17 protein-coding genes are annotated in these 17529 nt (G+C 72.5%); 13 read left to right on the top strand and 4 right to left on the bottom strand.

Annotation, left to right across the window (positions count from 1 at the left end; genetic code table 11):
* The 4 genes from ACWKZU_RS17890 to ACWKZU_RS17875 form a co-directional block, all read left to right on the top strand.
* Positions 1-243 (top strand): PadR family transcriptional regulator (locus tag ACWKZU_RS17890; protein WP_449283692.1); only part of this gene is annotated, 243 nt, incomplete at its 5' end.
* Positions 244-245: 2 nt separating this feature from the next.
* Entirely contained in the window at positions 246-617 is a 372-nt protein-coding gene (locus ACWKZU_RS17885) for a DUF1048 domain-containing protein (RefSeq protein ID WP_449283691.1), read from the top strand.
* Positions 614-1405 carry an ABC transporter ATP-binding protein gene (locus tag ACWKZU_RS17880; protein ID WP_449283690.1) on the top strand — a complete coding sequence of 264 codons (792 nt, stop codon included), beginning with the start codon at positions 614-616 and terminating at the stop codon, positions 1403-1405. The genes ACWKZU_RS17885 and ACWKZU_RS17880 overlap by 4 nt, the downstream gene beginning before the upstream one ends.
* Positions 1402-2175, top strand: coding sequence for an ABC transporter permease (locus ACWKZU_RS17875; protein WP_449283689.1), 774 nt, complete (start codon positions 1402-1404; stop codon positions 2173-2175). The genes ACWKZU_RS17880 and ACWKZU_RS17875 overlap by 4 nt, the downstream gene beginning before the upstream one ends.
* 94 nt (positions 2176-2269) lie before the next feature.
* Here ACWKZU_RS17875 and hrpB read toward each other — a convergent pair whose 3' ends face one another.
* The 3 genes from hrpB to ACWKZU_RS17860 form a co-directional block, all read right to left on the bottom strand.
* Positions 2270-4933: an ATP-dependent helicase HrpB gene (gene hrpB / locus ACWKZU_RS17870; RefSeq protein ID WP_449283688.1), complete on the bottom strand. Its 2664-nt coding sequence runs from the start codon at positions 4931-4933 to the stop codon at positions 2270-2272.
* A 95-nt stretch (positions 4934-5028) separates the two neighbouring features.
* A complete protein-coding gene (locus ACWKZU_RS17865) occupies positions 5029-5835 on the bottom strand; it encodes an ABC transporter permease (RefSeq protein ID WP_449283687.1) in 807 nt (268 codons plus the stop codon).
* Positions 5832-6737, bottom strand: a complete 906-nt coding sequence (locus ACWKZU_RS17860; RefSeq protein WP_449283686.1) for an ABC transporter ATP-binding protein — start codon at positions 6735-6737, stop codon at positions 5832-5834. The genes ACWKZU_RS17865 and ACWKZU_RS17860 overlap by 4 nt, the downstream gene beginning before the upstream one ends.
* A gap of 95 nt (positions 6738-6832) precedes the next feature.
* On the opposite strand from ACWKZU_RS17860, the gene ACWKZU_RS17855 reads away from it, so the two are divergent.
* Complete coding sequence (locus tag ACWKZU_RS17855) at positions 6833-7822, top strand: TetR/AcrR family transcriptional regulator (RefSeq protein WP_449283685.1); 990 nt, start codon at positions 6833-6835, stop codon at positions 7820-7822.
* Between the two features lie 28 nt (positions 7823-7850).
* Here the strand turns inward: ACWKZU_RS17855 and ACWKZU_RS17850 are convergent, their stop codons facing one another.
* Positions 7851-8744, bottom strand: a complete 894-nt coding sequence (locus ACWKZU_RS17850; protein ID WP_449283684.1) for a hypothetical protein — start codon at positions 8742-8744, stop codon at positions 7851-7853.
* Positions 8745-8854: 110 nt separating this feature from the next.
* On the opposite strand from ACWKZU_RS17850, the gene ACWKZU_RS17845 reads away from it, so the two are divergent.
* From ACWKZU_RS17845 to ACWKZU_RS17810, 8 genes are all read left to right on the top strand, one after another.
* On the top strand, positions 8855-9346 hold the full coding sequence (locus tag ACWKZU_RS17845) for a hypothetical protein (protein WP_449283683.1): 492 nt from the start codon (positions 8855-8857) through the stop codon (positions 9344-9346).
* Positions 9346-9666: a hypothetical protein gene (locus ACWKZU_RS17840; protein ID WP_449283682.1), complete on the top strand. Its 321-nt coding sequence runs from the start codon at positions 9346-9348 to the stop codon at positions 9664-9666. Before ACWKZU_RS17845 ends, ACWKZU_RS17840 begins: the two co-directional genes overlap by 1 nt.
* 96 nt (positions 9667-9762) lie before the next feature.
* Positions 9763-11355, top strand: coding sequence for a phosphoglycerate dehydrogenase (gene serA, locus ACWKZU_RS17835; protein ID WP_449283681.1), 1593 nt, complete (start codon positions 9763-9765; stop codon positions 11353-11355).
* A gap of 105 nt (positions 11356-11460) precedes the next feature.
* On the top strand, positions 11461-11940 hold the full coding sequence (locus ACWKZU_RS17830; RefSeq protein WP_449283680.1) for an SRPBCC domain-containing protein: 480 nt from the start codon (positions 11461-11463) through the stop codon (positions 11938-11940).
* A 262-nt stretch (positions 11941-12202) separates the two neighbouring features.
* The gene (locus ACWKZU_RS17825; RefSeq protein ID WP_449283679.1) at positions 12203-14476 is read left to right on the top strand and encodes a polyribonucleotide nucleotidyltransferase; all 2274 of its coding nucleotides are present in this window, start codon (positions 12203-12205) and stop codon (positions 14474-14476) included.
* Between the two features lie 335 nt (positions 14477-14811).
* Positions 14812-16212 carry a M16 family metallopeptidase gene (locus tag ACWKZU_RS17820; RefSeq protein WP_449283678.1) on the top strand — a complete coding sequence of 467 codons (1401 nt, stop codon included), beginning with the start codon at positions 14812-14814 and terminating at the stop codon, positions 16210-16212.
* Between the two features lie 20 nt (positions 16213-16232).
* On the top strand, positions 16233-16964 hold the full coding sequence (gene dapB, locus ACWKZU_RS17815; protein ID WP_449283677.1) for a 4-hydroxy-tetrahydrodipicolinate reductase: 732 nt from the start codon (positions 16233-16235) through the stop codon (positions 16962-16964).
* Positions 16961-17437 carry a tetratricopeptide repeat protein gene (locus ACWKZU_RS17810; RefSeq protein ID WP_449283676.1) on the top strand — a complete coding sequence of 159 codons (477 nt, stop codon included), beginning with the start codon at positions 16961-16963 and terminating at the stop codon, positions 17435-17437. Before dapB ends, ACWKZU_RS17810 begins: the two co-directional genes overlap by 4 nt.
* Positions 17438-17529: the final 92 nt, after the last annotated feature.

The following is a 17529-nucleotide window of genomic DNA, read 5'->3' as shown; positions in this document are numbered from 1 at the left end:
GAGATCACCGCCCGTCTCCGCGAGCGCGGCTTCGCCGATATCGCGGAGGGGACCGTGTACGCGCTGCTCGTGCGCATCGAGCAGCGGGGCCTCGTCGACGTGGAGAAGGTGCCCTCCGAGAAGGGGCCGCCCCGCAAGGTGTACGGGCTCAACGCCCACGGCCGGCAGCGGCTCGACGAGTTCTGGGAGACGTGGGGTTTTCTCGCAGAACGACTGGAACAGCTCCGAGAGGAAGAGGGATAGACATGGCCGCGAAATGGATCGAGGCCCTCACCGGGCCGCTCGAGCAGAAGAAGCAGTACCGCCAGGCGAAGGCGCGCCTCGAGGCGCTGCCCGAGCCGTACCTCACGGCCGCGAGCGCCTGCAATCGGTATCTCACCTACTACGGCGGGGTCACCGAGGGCGACACGATCGTGCAGATGTTCGTCGATCTCGTCGACCTGTGGGAGCGCGCGGCGGTCGACGGCACGCCCGTGGCCGATATCGTCGGCGACGACCCGGTGGAGTTCGCGGAGAGCTTCGCGCAGGCGTACGGCGGGAAGCGCTGGCTCGACAAGGAGCGCGAGCGCCTCACCCGGGCGATCGACGAGTCCCGGAGGAAGGAGGCCGGATCATGACCGACGCGGCCATCCGCGTGCGGGGCCTGCGGAAGGCCTTCACGGGAGTGGAGGTGCTCCGCGGCGTGGACCTCGAGGTGAGCCGCGGCAGCGTCTTCGCGCTGCTCGGGTCGAACGGGGCGGGGAAGACGACGGCGGTGCGGATCCTGTCCACCCTGCTGCGCGCCGATGCGGGCACGGCCGAGGTGGCCGGCTTCGATGTCGCCTCCAGGCCGGACCGGGTGCGCGAGTCGATCAGCCTCACGGGCCAGTTCGCCGCCGTCGACGAGGTGCTCAGCGGCCGCGAGAACCTCGCGCTGATCGCGCGGCTCCGCCATCGGGACGATCCGGGCGCCATCGCGGACGAGATGCTCGCCCGCTTCTCTCTCGCCGAGGCGGGGGAGAAGCGGGTCGCCGCCTACTCGGGAGGCATGCGCCGCCGCCTCGACATCGCCATGAGTCTCATCGGCGATCCCGCCGTGGTGTTCCTCGACGAGCCGACGACGGGCCTCGACCCCCGGGCGCGCATCGAGGTCTGGCGCGCCGTCGCCGAGCTCGCCCGCGGCGGCACCACGGTGCTGCTCACCACGCAGTACCTCGAGGAGGCCGAGCAGCTCGCCGACCGCATCGCGATCCTGCACGAGGGCCGCATCATCGCCGAGGGCACGCTCGACGAGCTGAAGCGCCTGCTGCCCCCGGCGAGAGTCGAGTACGTCGAGAAGCAGCCCTCCCTGGAGGAGATCTTCCTCTCGATCGTCGGCGGCAGCCGGGAAGACGGCGCAGGAGAAGACGAAGGAGGCGCACGATGACCGCGCACACCCTCGGCGACACGGCCGTGCTCACGGGCCGGTCCCTGCGACACGTCCTGCGCAGCCCGGACACCATCATCACCACGGCGATCATGCCGATCGCCTTCCTGCTGCTGTTCGTCTACGTGTTCGGCGGCGCCATCGACACCGGACAGGGCGCGGGAAGCGCCGGCTACGTGGACTACCTGCTGCCGGGGATCCTGCTCATCACGGTCGCCTCCGGCATCGCGTACACCGCGTTCCGGCTGTTCACCGACATGCAGAGCGGCATCGTCGAGCGGTTCCGGTCCATGCCGATCGCGCGTTCCAGCGTGCTGTGGGCGCACGTGCTCACCTCGCTCGTCGCGATCCTCGTCTCGCTCGTGATCGTCACCGGCGTCGCCGTTCTCATGGGGTTCAGGTCGGGCGCCGGGGTGCTCGAGTGGCTCGCGGTCGCGGGCATCCTCCTGCTGTTCACGCTCTCCCTGACCTGGATCGCGGTGATCCCGGGGCTCACCGCGAAGACCGTCGACGGCGCGAGCGCGTTCTCCTACCCGCTGATCCTCCTGCCGTTCCTCAGCTCCGCGTTCGTGCCCACGGACTCCATGCCCGCCCCGGTGAGATGGTTCGCCGAGCATCAGCCGGTGACGGCCATCGTCGACACGCTCCGCGGGTTGCTCGCGGGGCAGCCGGTCGGCACGGACATCTGGGCCGCGCTCGCCTGGTGTCTCGGCGTGCTGGTCGTCGCCTACGCCGTCGCGATGGCGATCTACCGCCGGAAGGTCGCGTAGCGGGATCGCTGCGCCGAGATCCCGATCTCCGTCGTCTCCCGGGCGCGGGAACGGCAGGAATCGGGATCTCGAGACGGCGGGCGCGCCGGCGAGATCAGGGACGGCGCTTCGTGCGGGCGGTGGCCTCGGCGGTCCACGGATCCTCTGGCCAGGGGTGCTTCGGGTAGCGGCCGCGCATCTCGCGGCGCACCTGCTGATAGGGGCCGTTCCAGAACGAGGAGAGATCGTCGGTGACCGCGAGCGGGCGACGCGCGGGGGAGAGCAGGTGGAAGAGCACCGGCACGCGGCCGTCGACCAGCCGCGGTGTCTGCGCGAGTCCGAAGAGCTCCTGCAGCTTCACCGCGACCACCGGCCGCCCGGCGGGATCGGTGTCGCCGCGCGGGTCCGGATAGTCGACCCGCACGGTCGAGCCCGAGGGAACCGCGAGACGCTCGGGGGCGAGCTCGTCGAGGCGCGCCGCCTCGGGCCACGGCAGCAGGCGGCGCAGGGCGGCGGCCACGTCGATGCGGTGCAGGGAGGCGTCGGGTCGCAGCCGGTCGAGGTCCGGTCCGAGCCAGTCCTCGATCCCGCGCAGCAGCGCCTCGTCGTCCATCGCCGGCCACGGGGCGCCGAGCTCCCGGTGCAGCAGCGCGAGGCGGGCGCGCAGCGCGGATCCCGCATCCGACCACTGGAGCGCTCCGAGGCCCGCCTCCCGCAGGTGGGCCGCGAACGCCGGGCCGGTGTCCGCTGCGGTGGGGGCGACGGCGGTCGACGCGAGCGGGATCGCCCCGAGCCGGCGCTCCTCGCGCACGCGCACCCGGCCGTCCTCGATGCGCGCCGAGCGCTCGCGGACGACGAGCGCCCCCGCGAGACGCAGCGCCTCCTGCTCGGAGAGGGGCGCGGCGAGCCGGATCACCGCGCCCGTCCCGTCTGCGACGCGTCCGTCGGCGCGCTGCACCTCCCGCACCGCGATCCACTCGCTCGCCAGCGGCCCGCTGCCCTCGGGCAGGGCCGCCCGGGTGCCGCTCGCGAGCAGGTAGGCGCGGGATCCCTCGCCCACCCGCCGCGCGATCCACTCGGGCCGCGCCAGCGCCACCACGGTGCCGGGAGCTTCGGCGTCGCCGCCGGCGACGACGCCGCGCTCAACCGAGTCCCGGCCGCCGGTCGAGCGGAGCGCGGCGGAGTCGAAACCCTCTCCCTCCCCGCCGGTTGCCCCCTCGCCCGCGATGCGCTCGAGACGCCGGCTCTCGCGGCGCCAGCGATCCGCCCCGGGCGCCCGACCCGAGCGCAGCTCGCGCAGCAGCCGCGGCAGGTCTGCGGTCGGGTCGCGGTGATCGTCGGAGATCGCCGCCACGATCTCCGCAGCCGACCGCGCATCTCCCAGCTCGGCGGCGCCCTCGAGCAGCGCACGGGCCTCCCGCACGCCCACCGGCAGCCGCGCGACACGAGCGCCCAGCGGCGTGGGGCGACCGGCGCCGTCGACGAGGCGCAGCGCCTGCAGCACCGCGACGGCCTCGTCCATCGCAGGGGAGGGCGGAGCCGTGGGCAGGGCGAGTCCCGCGCCGCCCGGCGTGCCCCAGGCGGCGAGCAGCAGCGCCGCGTCGGTGAGGTCGGCGGAGGCGATCTCGGGGGCGGACTCGGCCGGCATGCGGGCGAACTCGGCCTCGGAGCAGACGCGCACCGCACGCCCCGGCGCCTGCCGCGCCGCGCGGCCCGCTCGCTGCTCGGCGCTCGCCCGGGAGGCGCTCACGGTGACGAGCCCCGTCATGCTCCGTGCGCGATCGCGACGCACCTCGCGCGAGAGGCCCGAGTCGATCACCAGGCGCACTCCCGGCACCGTGAGCGAGCTCTCGGCGAGCGCGGTGCTCACCACGATCCGCGGCGGATCCCCGGCCCCGCGGCCCCGCACCGCGCGATCCTGCTCCCGCGCCGGGATCCGGCCGTGCAGGGGGAGCACTTCGACTCGCCGCCGCTCGCGCAGCAGTCGCACCACCTCGTCCACCTCGTGGGCACCGGGCACGAACACGAGCGCGTCGCAGCCCTCCGCCCGCTGCGCGGAGGCGGCGACGTCGGCCAGGTGCGCGAGATACTCGCGGGTGACGCCGCGTCGGTCGAGGCGCGCGCCCTCGAACGGGGCGTAGTCGATGCGCAGCGGGTGCAGCGGCGACGGGATCTCGATGACGGGCGCGGCGCCGGATCCTGCGGGGCCGGCGCTCCCGGCACCGGCGCTCCCGGCCGATCCGAGGAGGTCCGCGATGCGAGCCGCGTCGAGCGTGGCGGACATCGCCACCACCAGGAGATCCTCCCGCAGCGCGCGGAGCTCGGCGAGCATGCCGAGCAGCAGGTCGCCGTCGAGCGAGCGCTCGTGCACCTCGTCGAGGATCACCGCCCCGACCCCGTCGAGCGACGGGTCGGCGAGCAGCCGGCGCAGCAGCACGCCCGGCGTGAGCGCTTCCACACGAGTGCGGTCGCCGACCCGGCGCTCGCCGCGCACCGTGAACCCGACGGGACCGCCGAGCGCGCTCCCGTCGAGTTCCGCGATGCGCGAGGCCGCGGCGCGCACGGCCACCCGGCGCGGCTGGGTGAGCAGCACGCGTGCGCTCCCGCTCCCGCGCCCAGCCAGCAGATTCGACACGAGCGGCGGCACGAAGGTGGTCTTGCCGGTGCCGGGCGGCGCGGTCACGACCAGGGCTCCGGCGGCCGCGGCGCGCTCGAGTTCGGCGCGGCCCGCGGCGACGGGCAGGCCCGCGCCGAGCGCGTCGAGGTCGAAGAGGTGCACCTCACCAGCCTAGGGCCGCACCGGCGCCGCGGCGGCGAGTCCCGAGCGGCCGCCCGTCGCGAGTCGAGGCGACCACTCGGAACTCCGTGCGACCCTCAGCGCCGCGGGAAGCGCCACGCGATCACGGCGGCGCCGGCCACCACGATGCCCGCGCACCAGAGCGCGGCGAGGAGCGGCTGCGATCCCGGATCTCCTCCGGTGAGCCAGGCGCGCACCGCGTCGGTGATCGGGGTCACCGGCTGGGCCTCCGCGATCGGGCGCAGCCAGGCGGGCATCGTGCCGATCGGCACGAACGCGCTCGACAGGTAGGGCAGGAAGAGGATCGCGAAGCCGTAGCCGTTCGCCGCCTCGGGCGTCGAGGCGAGCAGCCCGATCGCCGCGAAGACGACGGTGACCGCGACGATCCAGCACAGAACGATGGCGATCGCGCCCAGCCACTCCAGCGGGTCCGCCGTGGGCCGGAACCCGACCAGCAGGCCGACGCCCAGCACGATCGCGGTCGCCAGCAGGTTGCGCAGCACGCTCGCCACGACGTGCCCCACGAGGCAGGTGGCCGCGGGAATCGGCAGGCTGCGGAAGCGCTGCATCGCACCGCCGGTCACGTCGCGGTTCACCGACACCGCGACCGACGCGGCGCCGAATCCGGAGCACAGCACGATGATGCCCGGGATCACGTAGTCGACGTAGCCGCCGCTCGGGTCGATCGCACCGCCGAAGACCGTGGTGAACAGCAGCATCAGCATCACGGGGAGCATGATCGCGAGCAGCAGCCCCTCGCCGTCGCGCAGACTGTGCCGCAGGCTGCGGCCGACGAAGATGCGACTCGCGGTGATCGGCCCGACCCCGGGATGGGGCCGAGGGCCGGCCGGAGCGGGCGGGCGGGGGTCGATCGCGGCGGTCATGCGGCCACCTCCCGGGCTCCGGGGCGCGAGCTCGCCGCGCGTGCGGGCTGCCCGGTGAGCGCCAGGAAGGCGTCGTCGAGGGTGGGACGGCGCAGTTCGAGGCGCAGGCCGCGATCATCCGCGCCGAGCGCCGCGAGCTCACGACCGAGGTCGCCCGCGCCGCCCGGTGCGCCGAGGGTGCGCCGCACGTCGCCGGCCTCGTCCACGAGCACGGCGGTCTCGGTGCCGACCAGTGAGATGAGGCGCTCGACCGTGCCGTCGGCGACGATGCGGCCGTCCTGCAGGATCGCGACCCGGTCGGCGAGCGCCTCGGCCTCGTCGAGCGTCTGAGTGGTCATGAAGACGCAGCACCCCTCGGCGGCTCGGGCGGCGATGTCGTCCCACAACCGTGACCGGCTCGCGGGATCGAGGCCCGTGGTGGGCTCGTCGAGGAACAGCACGGCCGGCGTCAGCACGAGAGAGGCGGCGAGATCGACGCGCCGCCGCATGCCGCCCGAGTAGCCCGACACGGGGCGGTCGGCCGCCCGCGCGAGGTCGAAGGAGGCGAGCAGCTCCTCGGCCCGTCTGCGCGCGTCGAGCGTGCCGAGGCCGAGCAGGCGCGCGATCATCACGAGGTTCTCGCGCCCGGTGAGGGCCTCGTCGATGGCCGCGTACTGGCCGGTCGCGCCGATGCGCCGGCGCACGCGGGCCGCTTCCCGCTCCACGTCGTGGCCGAGGATCCTGGCGCGCCCGGAGTCCGGGCGCATGAGAGTGGTGAGGATCGAGACGAGGGTCGTCTTGCCCGCGCCGTTGGGCCCGAGCAGTGCGAAGATCCCTCCGGATATCTCGAGCGAGAGCGAGTCGAGCACGGTGTGCGCGCCGAAGCTCTTGCCGAGTCCGTCGAGTTCGATGACGGGGGACATGGCCGCCTCCTTTTCTGTGTCGGTTATAAACAGTATGCATCATAAACAGTTACTTCGCCACGCAGTTATGATGGAGGGCGACGAAGGAGGTCGGCATGACGGAGGCAGGGGTATCGCGCACGCTCGCGCTGGCGTGGGGTCTCGCCGCGGCGCCCCAGCGCGGACCGAAGCGCGAGCTGTCGCTCGAGCGCATCGTCGAGGCGGCGATCGGGATCGCCGATGCGGAGGGGCTCGCCGCCGTCACGATGCAGCGCGTGGCCCGCACCTTCGAGTTCAGCACCATGGCGCTCTACCGCTACGTCGCGACGAAGGACGAGCTGCACCATCTGATGCTCGACGCGGCGATGGGCGGGGCGTTCTTCGGTGTGGAGGAGACGGGGGATTGGCGGGAGGAGCTGAGTGCGTTCGTGCGTCGGCTCGTGGAGGGGTACCGCAGGCATCCCTGGGTGCTCGACATCCCGCTCGCGCCCGACATCCACATGATGCCGGGGCAGGTGCGCGCGGCCGACGAGGGACTGCGCGTCATGCGCGAGCTGCCGCTCGGCCCGGACGCCAAGCTCGGGGTGCTGTCACTGCTCGCCGCCTTCGCGCGCGGCCAGGCGTCGGTGGAGCGGGAGGTGCTGGCCGGCGAGGTCACCCCGCCCGAGACCCGCGCGCTGATCGAGGAGGCCGTCACCCCGGCGCAGTTCCCGCAGGTGGCGGCGCTCGTGCGCAGCGGCGTCTACTTCGGCGAGCCGGTTGCGGGGGAGGGGGCGGGCTCGGTGCGGGACGGCGCGCCGGATCCCGACCCGCTCGACGACGCGGACGAGATGCTCGGCTTCGCCACGCAGGTGCTGGTCGCCGGGCTCTCGGCGATCCTCGGGGAGCTGCCCGCGGCGCCGACGGCCAGCGCGGCTCCTGCGGCGGAACTGACGCCTCCGGAGGCCGCGGAGGCGGCCGAGGCCCGGCTGCGCGAGCACGTGGAGCTGCGCAAGCGCACGCAGCGCCGCGTGCGCGAGCTCGAGCGCGAGGAGGCCGCGCTGGTGAAGGCGCGGGATCGGGCCCGGGAGTTCGCGAAGGCGTACGCGAAGCAGGCCCGCGGGTAGCGCGCCGGCGGGCGGCCCGGCCGCGGGATCAGCCCTCGGCGGGCGACTCCTCGTCGGTGTCGCCGGTCGCGGGATCGGTCGTGTCTTCTGCGGGCTCCGCCGGATCGGGCTCGACGGCGGGCGCATCGCCGGCCAGTTCCGCCTCGACGGCATCGACCTGCTCCTGCGTGTAGCCGCAGTAGTTCACGGCCTCGCTCTGCCAGCGCTTCGTGAGACGGTCCTTGCCGGCCTCGTGGGCCGCCGCGACCGTGCCCTCGTAGATCTGGCCGTCCTGCGACTCCTTGTTCACATCGGGCACCGCCTCGCAGACGTGGAACACCGACCCGCCCTTCACCCAGAAGACGCGGTCCTCGCCCGTGAGCTGCTGCACGATGTTCGTCTCCTCGGCGTACTGCTCCTGCGAGGGGGACTGGTAGGAGATGCCGAACGCGGCGGCGATGAGCAGCACCACGATGCCCACCCCGCCGGCGAGCGCCTTCTGCTTGCCGTCCATGTTCTTGTTGAGGAAGATCAGGATGATCAGCGGCAGGAACGCGATGATCGCCATGATGGCGCCCAGCTGGTTCTGCACGAAGAAGCGCACGCGGTCCCGCTTCGATGCGGGGTCGAGCCGGTTCGCCTGCTTCCAGAACAGCGACCCGGTCACCGAGAGCACGCCGGTCACGACGATCGCGCCGATGAGCAGCCACATGTTCACGGGGACCTGCTTGAGCACCCAGAAGATCGCGAACGCCTCGATGCCGATGGCGACGATCCAGGCCGCCCACGAGATCCAGCGCAGCCGGGTCGCCTTCGACTTGGCCTCGGGCTCCGGCGTCCATACCGGCTCGTCGCCGTCGTGCTCCCCGGCCTTCCCGCCGGCCCGGGACGAGGCCTTCGGGCTCTCGACGCGGACGACCTTCTTCTTCGGCGATTCGGCCATGTTCGCTCCTTGCACAATCGATCCTGGCGTTCAGCATAGGGCGTCTCGGCGACCCGCACCCCATCGCCGCTCTCCGGAGTCTCCGAGTCGCGTGTCGCTAGGGTGGAGGCATGCGAAAGAAGACTGCCCGCGAGGCGCGCGAGAGCGCGCTCGCGAGCGGCTGGACGGTGGAGGCGGGTCCGGAGCCCGCCGCGGCCGTCGGGGGCGTCGTCGACGCCCCGGCCGAGCCCCATCCCGATGCCGTTGACGCGCCCGGATCCCTCGACGGCGCCCCCGGAGATGACGGCCGCCCCCAGCTCGGCAACGGAGCGCTCGTGCTGCTCGGCGTCTTCGGGGGGCTGTACCTGCTCTACGCCTGGATCTGGCTGAGCTGGGCGCGGTACTACGCGGGGGTCAACGCCGAACTCGCCGCGGCGAGCGGGTCGCTGGGCGCGGTGCTGCAGCAGATCGTGTTCTGGGCGGCACCGCTCGCGCCGCTGCTGTGGTTCCTCGCGGTGCTGCTGCTCAATCGCGGGGCCGGCACCCGCCGCATGGCGCTCTGGATCGTGATCGGCGCGATCGTGCTCCTGCCGCTGCCCGTCTTCGCGGGGGGCGGGGCCTGATGGCGGGCAGGATCGCAGCCTGGGCCATCGGGCTGCTGCTGACCGGGCTGTACGCCTCGACGGTGGTCGCCGGCGTCGGAAATCTCGTGCTGCTGCCGCAGATGGCGGCGTCGATGGGGCTGGGGATCACCCCGACCGGCTGGTTCTGGCTGGGATTCGGGGTGCTGATGCCGGTGGTGGTCTTCGCCCTCTCGCTCGTAATCGGCCGGGGCCGCTCGGCGTCGCTGCGCCTGCTGGTGCTCGCCGCGGGGCTGGGCGTGGTCGCCGCGGTGCAGCTCGAGGTGATGCACCTCGTGCCCCAGTCCGGTTTCTTCGCGTGACGACCGCGGACCGCTCGGGCCGCCGCGCGGGGTAGACTGAAACCCCGGTGCCGTGCGCCGGGTCATTTTTGCCGCTGACTCCGAAGGAACCGCTTGATGTCTGCGCCGGTCGTGCTGATCGCCGAACAACTCTCGCCCGCCACCATCGCCGCGCTCGGCCCCGACTTCGAGGTGGTGCACGTCGATGGCACCGACCGCGATGCGCTGCGCTCGGCGCTCGCGACCGCGGACGCGGTGCTCGTGCGCTCCGCCACGCAGATCGACGCCGAGGCGCTCGGCTGGGCGCCGCAGCTGAAGATCGTCGCCCGAGCCGGCGTCGGCCTCGACAACGTCGACATCAAGGCGGCGACCCAGGCCGGCGTCATGGTCGTCAACGCGCCGACCTCGAACATCATCAGCGCGGCCGAGCTCACGGTCGCCCACATCCTCGGCCTCGCGCGCCACCTGCCGCGCGCCCACGCCTCGCTCTCCGCCGGCGCGTGGAAGCGCTCGTCCTTCACCGGGATCGAGCTCTACGAGAAGACCATCGGCATCATCGGCCTCGGCCGCATCGGTGCGCTCGTGGCCGAGCGCCTGCGCGGCTTCGGCGTCGAGCTCGTCGCCTACGACCCCTACGTCACCGCGACGCGCGCGCAGCAGCTCGGCGTGCAGCTCGTCTCGCTCGAGGAGCTCATCGAGCGCGCCGACTTCCTCACGATCCACATGCCCCGCACGCCCGAGACGCTGGGCATGATCGGCGCCGAGCAGCTGCGCGCCATGAAGTCCACCGCGTACGTCGTGAACGTGGCGCGCGGCGGCCTGATCGACGAGGCGGCGCTCGCCGAGGCGCTCGCGAACGGCGAGATCGCCGGAGCGGCGCTCGACGTGTTCATGCAGGAGCCCCCCGCCGACACCTCGCTCACCGGCCTGCCGAACGTCAACGTGACCCCGCACCTCGGCGCGTCCACGGAGGAGGCCCAGGAGAAGGCCGGCGTCTCGGTCGCCAAGTCGGTGCGCCTCGCGCTCGCCGGCGACCTCGTGCCGGACGCCGTGAACGTGGCCGGCGGCGTCATCGACGAGTACGTGCGCCCCGGTCTGCCGCTCACCGAGAAGCTGGGCCAGGTCTTCGCCGGCCTCGCGGACGGCCCGATCGCGTCGCTCGACATCGAGGTGCACGGCGAGCTGGCCGAGCGCAACGTCGAGGCGCTGCGCCTCGCCGCGCTCAAGGGCATCTTCTCGAAGGTGGTCAGCGAGCCGGTGTCGTACGTCAACGCGCCGCTGCTGGCCGAGCAGCGCGACGTCGAGGTGCGCTTCAGCGTCGACGCGATCTCCGAGAGCTACCGCAACGTCATCACGATCCGCGGCTCCCTGACCGACGGCACCCAGGTGTCGGTCTCGGGCACGCTCACCGGCCCGAAGCAGATCGAGAAGATCGTCGAGGTCAACGGCTACGACGTCGAGCTGCCCATTCCGGAGCACCTCATCGTCTTCAGCTACACCGACCGCCCGGGCATCGTCGCCGTCTACGGCAGCCTGCTCGGCGAGGCCGGCGTCAACATCGCGGGTCTGCAGATCGCGCGCGACGAGAAGAAGGGCACCGCCCTCTCCGTGCTCTCCGTCGACGCGCCCGTCGAGGAGTCGATCATCGACCGGCTGCGCGAGGCCATCGGCGCCGAGCGGCTCGTCACGATCGACGTCGACGCGCTGTAGCGTCGCGGCCAAGCGCCCGGAGGGCCCCCGTTCCCCGATCCGGGGACGGGGGCCTTCGTGCGCCCGCGTCTTCCGCGGGAGACGACCCGCGGGTAGGGTCGAGGCATGAGCAGAGACGCGCCCGTGACCGAACTCGAGTTCACGGTCTCCGGCTTCGTCTCGAAGCCGCCGGCCGAAGTCTACGAGGCCGTCGCCGATCCGGCGATCCTCAGCAGCTACTTCACGACCGGCGGGGCGCAGGGGCGTCTCGAGACCGGGGCCACGGTGCGCTGGGACTTCGCGGATTTCCCGGGGGCGTTCCCGGTGCGGGTGCGCGAGGCGAGGGCGCCGGAGCGGATCGTGCTGCGCTGGGACGGGGACCCCGGGGCGACCCGTGATCCCGACGGCACGGAGGTGACGTTCGAGTTCCGCGCGGTCGACGACGGCGCGCGCACCGAGGTGCGGGTGACGGAGCGCGCCTGGCGGCCCACGGCCGCGGGTGCGGAGGGCGCCTTCGGCAACTGCATGGGCTGGACCGGCATGCTCGCGGCGATGAAGGCCTGGCTGGAGTACGGCATCAACCTGCGCGAGGGCTTCTACAAATAGGCGGGTGCTGCTGCGATTCAGCGGGTGTTCCGGGTCTTTCCGGGGCCCGGGTGGTAGTCTGAACGGGTGGGCGTTCCGCTCACGAACACGAAGAATCGAGCGCGTCGGCTGGCGGGCTGGTCTTCGGTGGTGGATCCCCCTGCTCGCTTCCACCGTGCAGGGTGGTCTTCTACTGAACATCAGCACCCGCGGCGGCTGCGCAGCGAATGCGCGCAGCGTCTCGAGCTGCCCGTCGCGCGCTCACGTATGCGAAGGAGAACCCGTGGAGGGTCCTGAGATCAAGTTCGCCGAGGCCGTGCTCGACAACGGCAAGTTCGGCAAGCGCACCATCCGTTTCGAGGCCGGTCGCCTCGCGCAGCAGGCGCAGGGCGCCGTTGCCGCCTACCTCGACGAGGAGACGATGCTCCTCTCGGCCACCAGCGCGTCGAAGCACCCGAAGGATCACTTCGACTTCTTCCCGCTGACCGTCGACGTCGAGGAGCGCTCGTACGCCGCGGGCAAGATCCCCGGCTCGTTCTTCCGCCGCGAGGGCCGCCCCTCGACCGAGGCGATCCTCGTCTGCCGTCTCATCGACCGCCCCCTGCGCCCGTCGTTCGTCGACGGCCTGCGCAACGAGGTGCAGATCGTCATCACCGTGCTCTCGATCGCCCCGGGCGAGTTCTACGACGCGCTCGCGATCAACGCGGCGTCGGCGTCGACCCAGATCTCGGGCCTGCCCTTCTCCGGCCCCATCGCGGGTGTGCGCCTCGCGCTCATCGGCGACCAGTGGGTCGCGTTCCCGAACGTGGAGCAGCTGAAGGACGCGGTGTTCGACCTGACGGTCGCCGGTCGTGTGGTCACCCAGGCCGACGGCTCCGAGGACGTCGCCATCATGATGGTCGAGGCCGAGGCGACCGAGGGCTCCTGGAACCTGATCCAGTCCGGCGCCACGAAGCCCGATGAGGCCATCGTGGCCCAGGGCCTCGAGGCCGCCAAGCCCTTCCTCACCCAGCTGGTGAAGGCGCAGGAGCAGCTCGCCGCTCAGTCCGCGAAGGAGGTGCAGGAGTACCCCGTGTTCCTGTCCTACGGCGACGAGGTCTACGCCGCGGTCGCGGAGCTGGCCGAGGCCGAGCTCGCCGGCATCTACCAGATCGCCGACAAGCAGGAGCGTCAGGACGCCGACGACGCGCTGAAGGCGCGGGTCAAGGAGGCCATCGCGGCCAAGGTCGAGGCGGGCGAGCTCGACGCATCGGCCGAGGGCCAGGTGTCCGCCGCCTACAAGTCGGTCACCAAGAAGATCGTGCGCGGCCGCATCCTCTCCGAGGGCGCCCGCATCGACGGCCGCGGCCTGCGCGACATCCGCGCGCTCGACGCCGAGGTCCAGGTGATCCCGCGCGTGCACGGCTCGGCGATCTTCCAGCGCGGCGAGACCCAGATCCTGGGCGTCTCCACGCTGAACATGCTGAAGATGGAGCAGCAGATCGACTCGCTGTCGCCCGTGACCTCGAAGCGCTACCTGCACCACTACAACTTCCCGCCCTACTCGACCGGTGAGACCGGCCGCGTGGGCAGCCCGAAGCGTCGCGAGATCGGCCACGGCTTCCTGGCCGAGCGCGCGCTCGTGCCGGTGCTGCCGAGCCGCGAGGAGTTCCCCTACGCGATCCGCCAGGTGTCCGAGGCGCTCGGCTCCAACGGCTCGACCTCGATGGGCTCCGTGTGCGCCTCGACCCTGTCGCTGCTCAATGCGGGTGTGCCGCTGCGCGCGCCCGTCGCGGGCATCGCGATGGGCCTCGTGTCCGACGAGGTCGACGGGGAGACCCGCTACGCGACCCTGACCGACATCCTGGGCGCCGAGGACGCGCTGGGCGACATGGACTTCAAGGTCGCCGGCACCTCGGAGTTCGTGACCGCGCTGCAGCTCGACACCAAGCTCGACGGCATCCCCTCGGACGTGCTCGCGGGCGCGCTGTCGCAGGCCAAGGAGGCGCGCACCACGATCCTCGACGTGCTGTCGCAGGCGATCGACGCCCCCGATGAGATGGCGCCCACCGCGCCGCGCATCATCAGCGTGCAGATCCCCGTCGACAAGATCGGCGAGCTGATCGGCCCCAAGGGCAAGACGATCAACGGCATCCAGGACGAGACCGGCGCCGACATCTCGATCGAGGACGACGGCACCGTGCTGATCGGCGCGACCGACGGCGCTGCGGCCGAGGCCGCCCGCGCGCAGGTCAACGCGATCGCCAACCCGCAGAACCCCGAGGTGGGCGAGCAGTACCTCGGCACCGTGGTGAAGAACGCCGCCTTCGGCGCCTTCGTCTCGCTGCTGCCCGGCAAGGACGGCCTGCTGCACATCAGCGAGGTGCGCAAGCTCGCCGGCGGCAAGCGCATCGACAGCGTGGACGACGTGCTCTCGATCGGTCAGAAGATCCTCGTGAAGATCACGAAGGTCGACGACCGCGGCAAGCTCTCGCTCGAGCCTGTGATCGAGGAGTCCGACGCCGCCGAGGAGGCTCCGGCCGCCGAGGCCGCACCGGCGGAGGCCGCTGCGGAGTAATCCGCGGAGCAGCCCGCTCGGATCCCGACCCGGGATCCGCGAAGCGCCCGTCTTCCCGTCGAGGGAGGGCGGGCGCTTCGGCGTGCCTGAGCCCCTGTGCCGCGTGCTCCGTGCCCGTGCCCCGCCACCCCGTGGCCCGCGCCCTTGCGCCCCTGCGCCCCGCGTCCGGGACACGATCCGTGGTACCCGAATCGCCCATTCGGGGCCGGGGCGATTCGGGTACCACGGATCACGAGAGGAGCGTCCCCGGTGAGGCCCCTGCGAGCGGGTGGGCCGCCCCGGAGCAACCTCCCGAGCGCGGTCGGCGTTCAGCCCGGCGGCAGTAGGCTGGAGTGATGCACGATCCGATTCTCCTGCCCCTCGACCTGCCCGAGCTCGAAGCCGAACTGAACGGCGGCCTCGTGCGCCGGACGGTGCATCCGAGCGGGCTGCGCGTGCTCACGGAGCGCATGCCCGGATCCCGCAGCGCCTCCATCGGCTTCTGGGTGGGGGTCGGCTCCCGCGACGAGCAGGCGGAGCGCGGCGACGCCCCCGGCAGCCTGGGTTCGACGCACTTCCTCGAGCACCTGCTCTTCAAGGGCACGCCGACCCGCGACGCGTACACCATCGCCACGAGCTTCGACCGCATCGGCGCCGAGCACAACGCCCTCACCGCCAAGGAGTACACCTGCTACTACGCGAAGGTGCGCGATGCCGACCTCGACGGCGCCGTGACGGTGCTCGCCGACATGGTCACCAACTCCACCCTCGACGACTCCGAGTTCGAGAACGAGCGGGGCGTGATCCTCGAGGAGCTCGCCATGGCCGCGGACGACCTGGCCGATGTCGCCAACGAGCGCTTCTTCGAGGCCGTGCTCGGCGAGCACCCCCTCGGCCGTCCCATCGGCGGCAACGCCGAGACCATCCGGGCCGCCCACCGCGACGACGTGGACCACCACTACCGCGAGCGCTACGATCCCTCCACCCTCGTCGTCACCGCGGCGGGAGCTATCGACCACGACCGCCTGGTGGATCAGGTGCTCGCCGTGCTGAACCTCTCGCCCGAGGAGCGCTGGCACACGGACCGGAGCGCGGCTCCCGCGCGCCGGGCGCAGCTGTCCGGGGGAGATCCGGGGAGCGCCCGGGCCGAGACCGCGGCTCCGGCCGGGGCATCCGCGGACACGGCGCCCCGAATCCACCTCACCGAGCGCCCCTCCGAGCAGGTCAACCTCATGATCGGCACCGAGGGCCTGTGCGCGAGCGACGACCGGCGCTTCGCCTTCGGCATCATGAACTCGGTGCTCGGCGGCGGCATGTCGAGCCGGCTCTTCCAGGAGATCCGGGAGAAGCGCGGCCTCGCCTACACGGCGTACTCCTTCGGGGCGAGCTACTCCGATGCGGGCGTCTTCGGCATGTACGCCGGTACCGCCCCGGAGAAGGCCGCCGAGGTCGCCGAGCTGACCCGCCTCGAGCTGCAGAAGCTGGCCGACGGCGGCATCACGGAGGAGGAGCACGAGCGGGCACTGGGCCAGATCGCGGGATCGTCGGCCCTGGCACTCGAGGACTCGGACACCCGCATGGGGCGCCTGGCACGCGCCGAGCTGGGCAGCGGCGAGCTCTACGACCTCGACACCTCGCTCGAGCGCTTCGCGGCCGCGACCGCCGAGGAGATCCGAGGGGTCGCCGCGCTGTTCGCGGCGCGCCCGCTCACCGTCGTCGCCGTCGGCGAGGTCGAGCGCGCGGGGCTCGGCGCATGAGCGCCGGTAGTCTGGACGGCATGTCGACAACGGTGGCGGTGACGGGCGCCCGGGGGCGCCTCGGAAGCCTGGTCTGCGAAGTGGTGGAGGAGCACCCCGGCTTCGAGCTGGTGGCGCGGCTGAACAGCGCCTCCGACCCCGAGGAGGGCGCGGGCGCCCGGATCCTCGTCGACGTCAGCCATCCCGATGCGTCGCCCGACATCGTCGAGCGCGCCCTCGAGCGCGGGCAGCGGGTGATCGTCGGAACGAGCGGCTGGTCGGCGGACCGGCTCGAGCGGTTGCGCGAACGGGTCGCGGAGGTCCCGGGGGCCGGGGTCATCGTCGTGCCCAACTTCTCGCTCGGCTCGGTGCTCGGCACGGCGCTCGCCACCATCGCCGCGCGCTACTTCGACGCGATCGAGGTGATCGAGGCGCATCACCCCGGCAAGGTCGATTCCCCGAGCGGCACAGCCGTGCGCACGGCCGAGCTGATGGCGGAGGCGCGGCAGGGCCGCCCCGTCGAGGCCCCGTTCGCGGAGCAGCCCGCCCGCGGCCAGCTGGTGGCCGGGATCCCGGTGCACAGTCTGCGCCTGGCGGGCGTGATCGCGAAGCAGGAGGTGCGCTTCGGCGGTGCGGGGGAGGTGCTCACGGTCACGCACGACACGCACTCGAACGAGTCGTACCGGGCCGGCATCCGCGCCGCGCTGGAGGCCGCGGCGACCGCCGACGGACTCACCGTCGGGCTCGACCGGGTGCTGGGGATCGGCGCGTGAACCCACGCCTGCGCGCCATCGTCGGCGTGAGCATCATGAGCGCGCTGCTCGTGCTCTACTTCGTGTTCGCCGGCATCCGCGCGTTCGCGCTGCTCGCGTCGGCCGAGCCCGTGCCGGTGATCATGGGCGCGGCGATGCTGATCCTGCCCCTGATCGGCGTCTGGGCGCTGCTGCGGGAGCTGCGGTTCGGGCACAGCGCCACGAGGCTCGCCGACCGGCTCGCCGCGGAGGGCCTCCTGCCCGACGAACCGGTCGCGACGCACCCCTCCGGGCGCCCGATGCGCGAGGACGCGGATGCAGCCTTCCCGCGCTACCGCGACGAGGCCGAGGCGGATCCCGAATCGTGGCGCGCCTGGATGCGCCTCGGCATCGTGTACGACGCCTGCGGCGACCGCAAGCGCGCCAGGGCCGCGATCCGACAAGCGATCGCCTGCGAACGCAACGATATTCGTGGGGAATCGGCCAAGAGTTAGGGAAATCCGAAGTTCCGACCTACAATCGTCGGCGGACGACAGCGGCTCGGGGCCCGGATGACCCCGCGGGGATACCCGCTGCCGAGATGCGC

It is taken from the genome of Leucobacter sp. (assembly GCF_053528595.1).
Note: the sequence above shows the minus strand (reverse complement) of the source record. Positions and strands in the feature narration are given on the sequence as shown.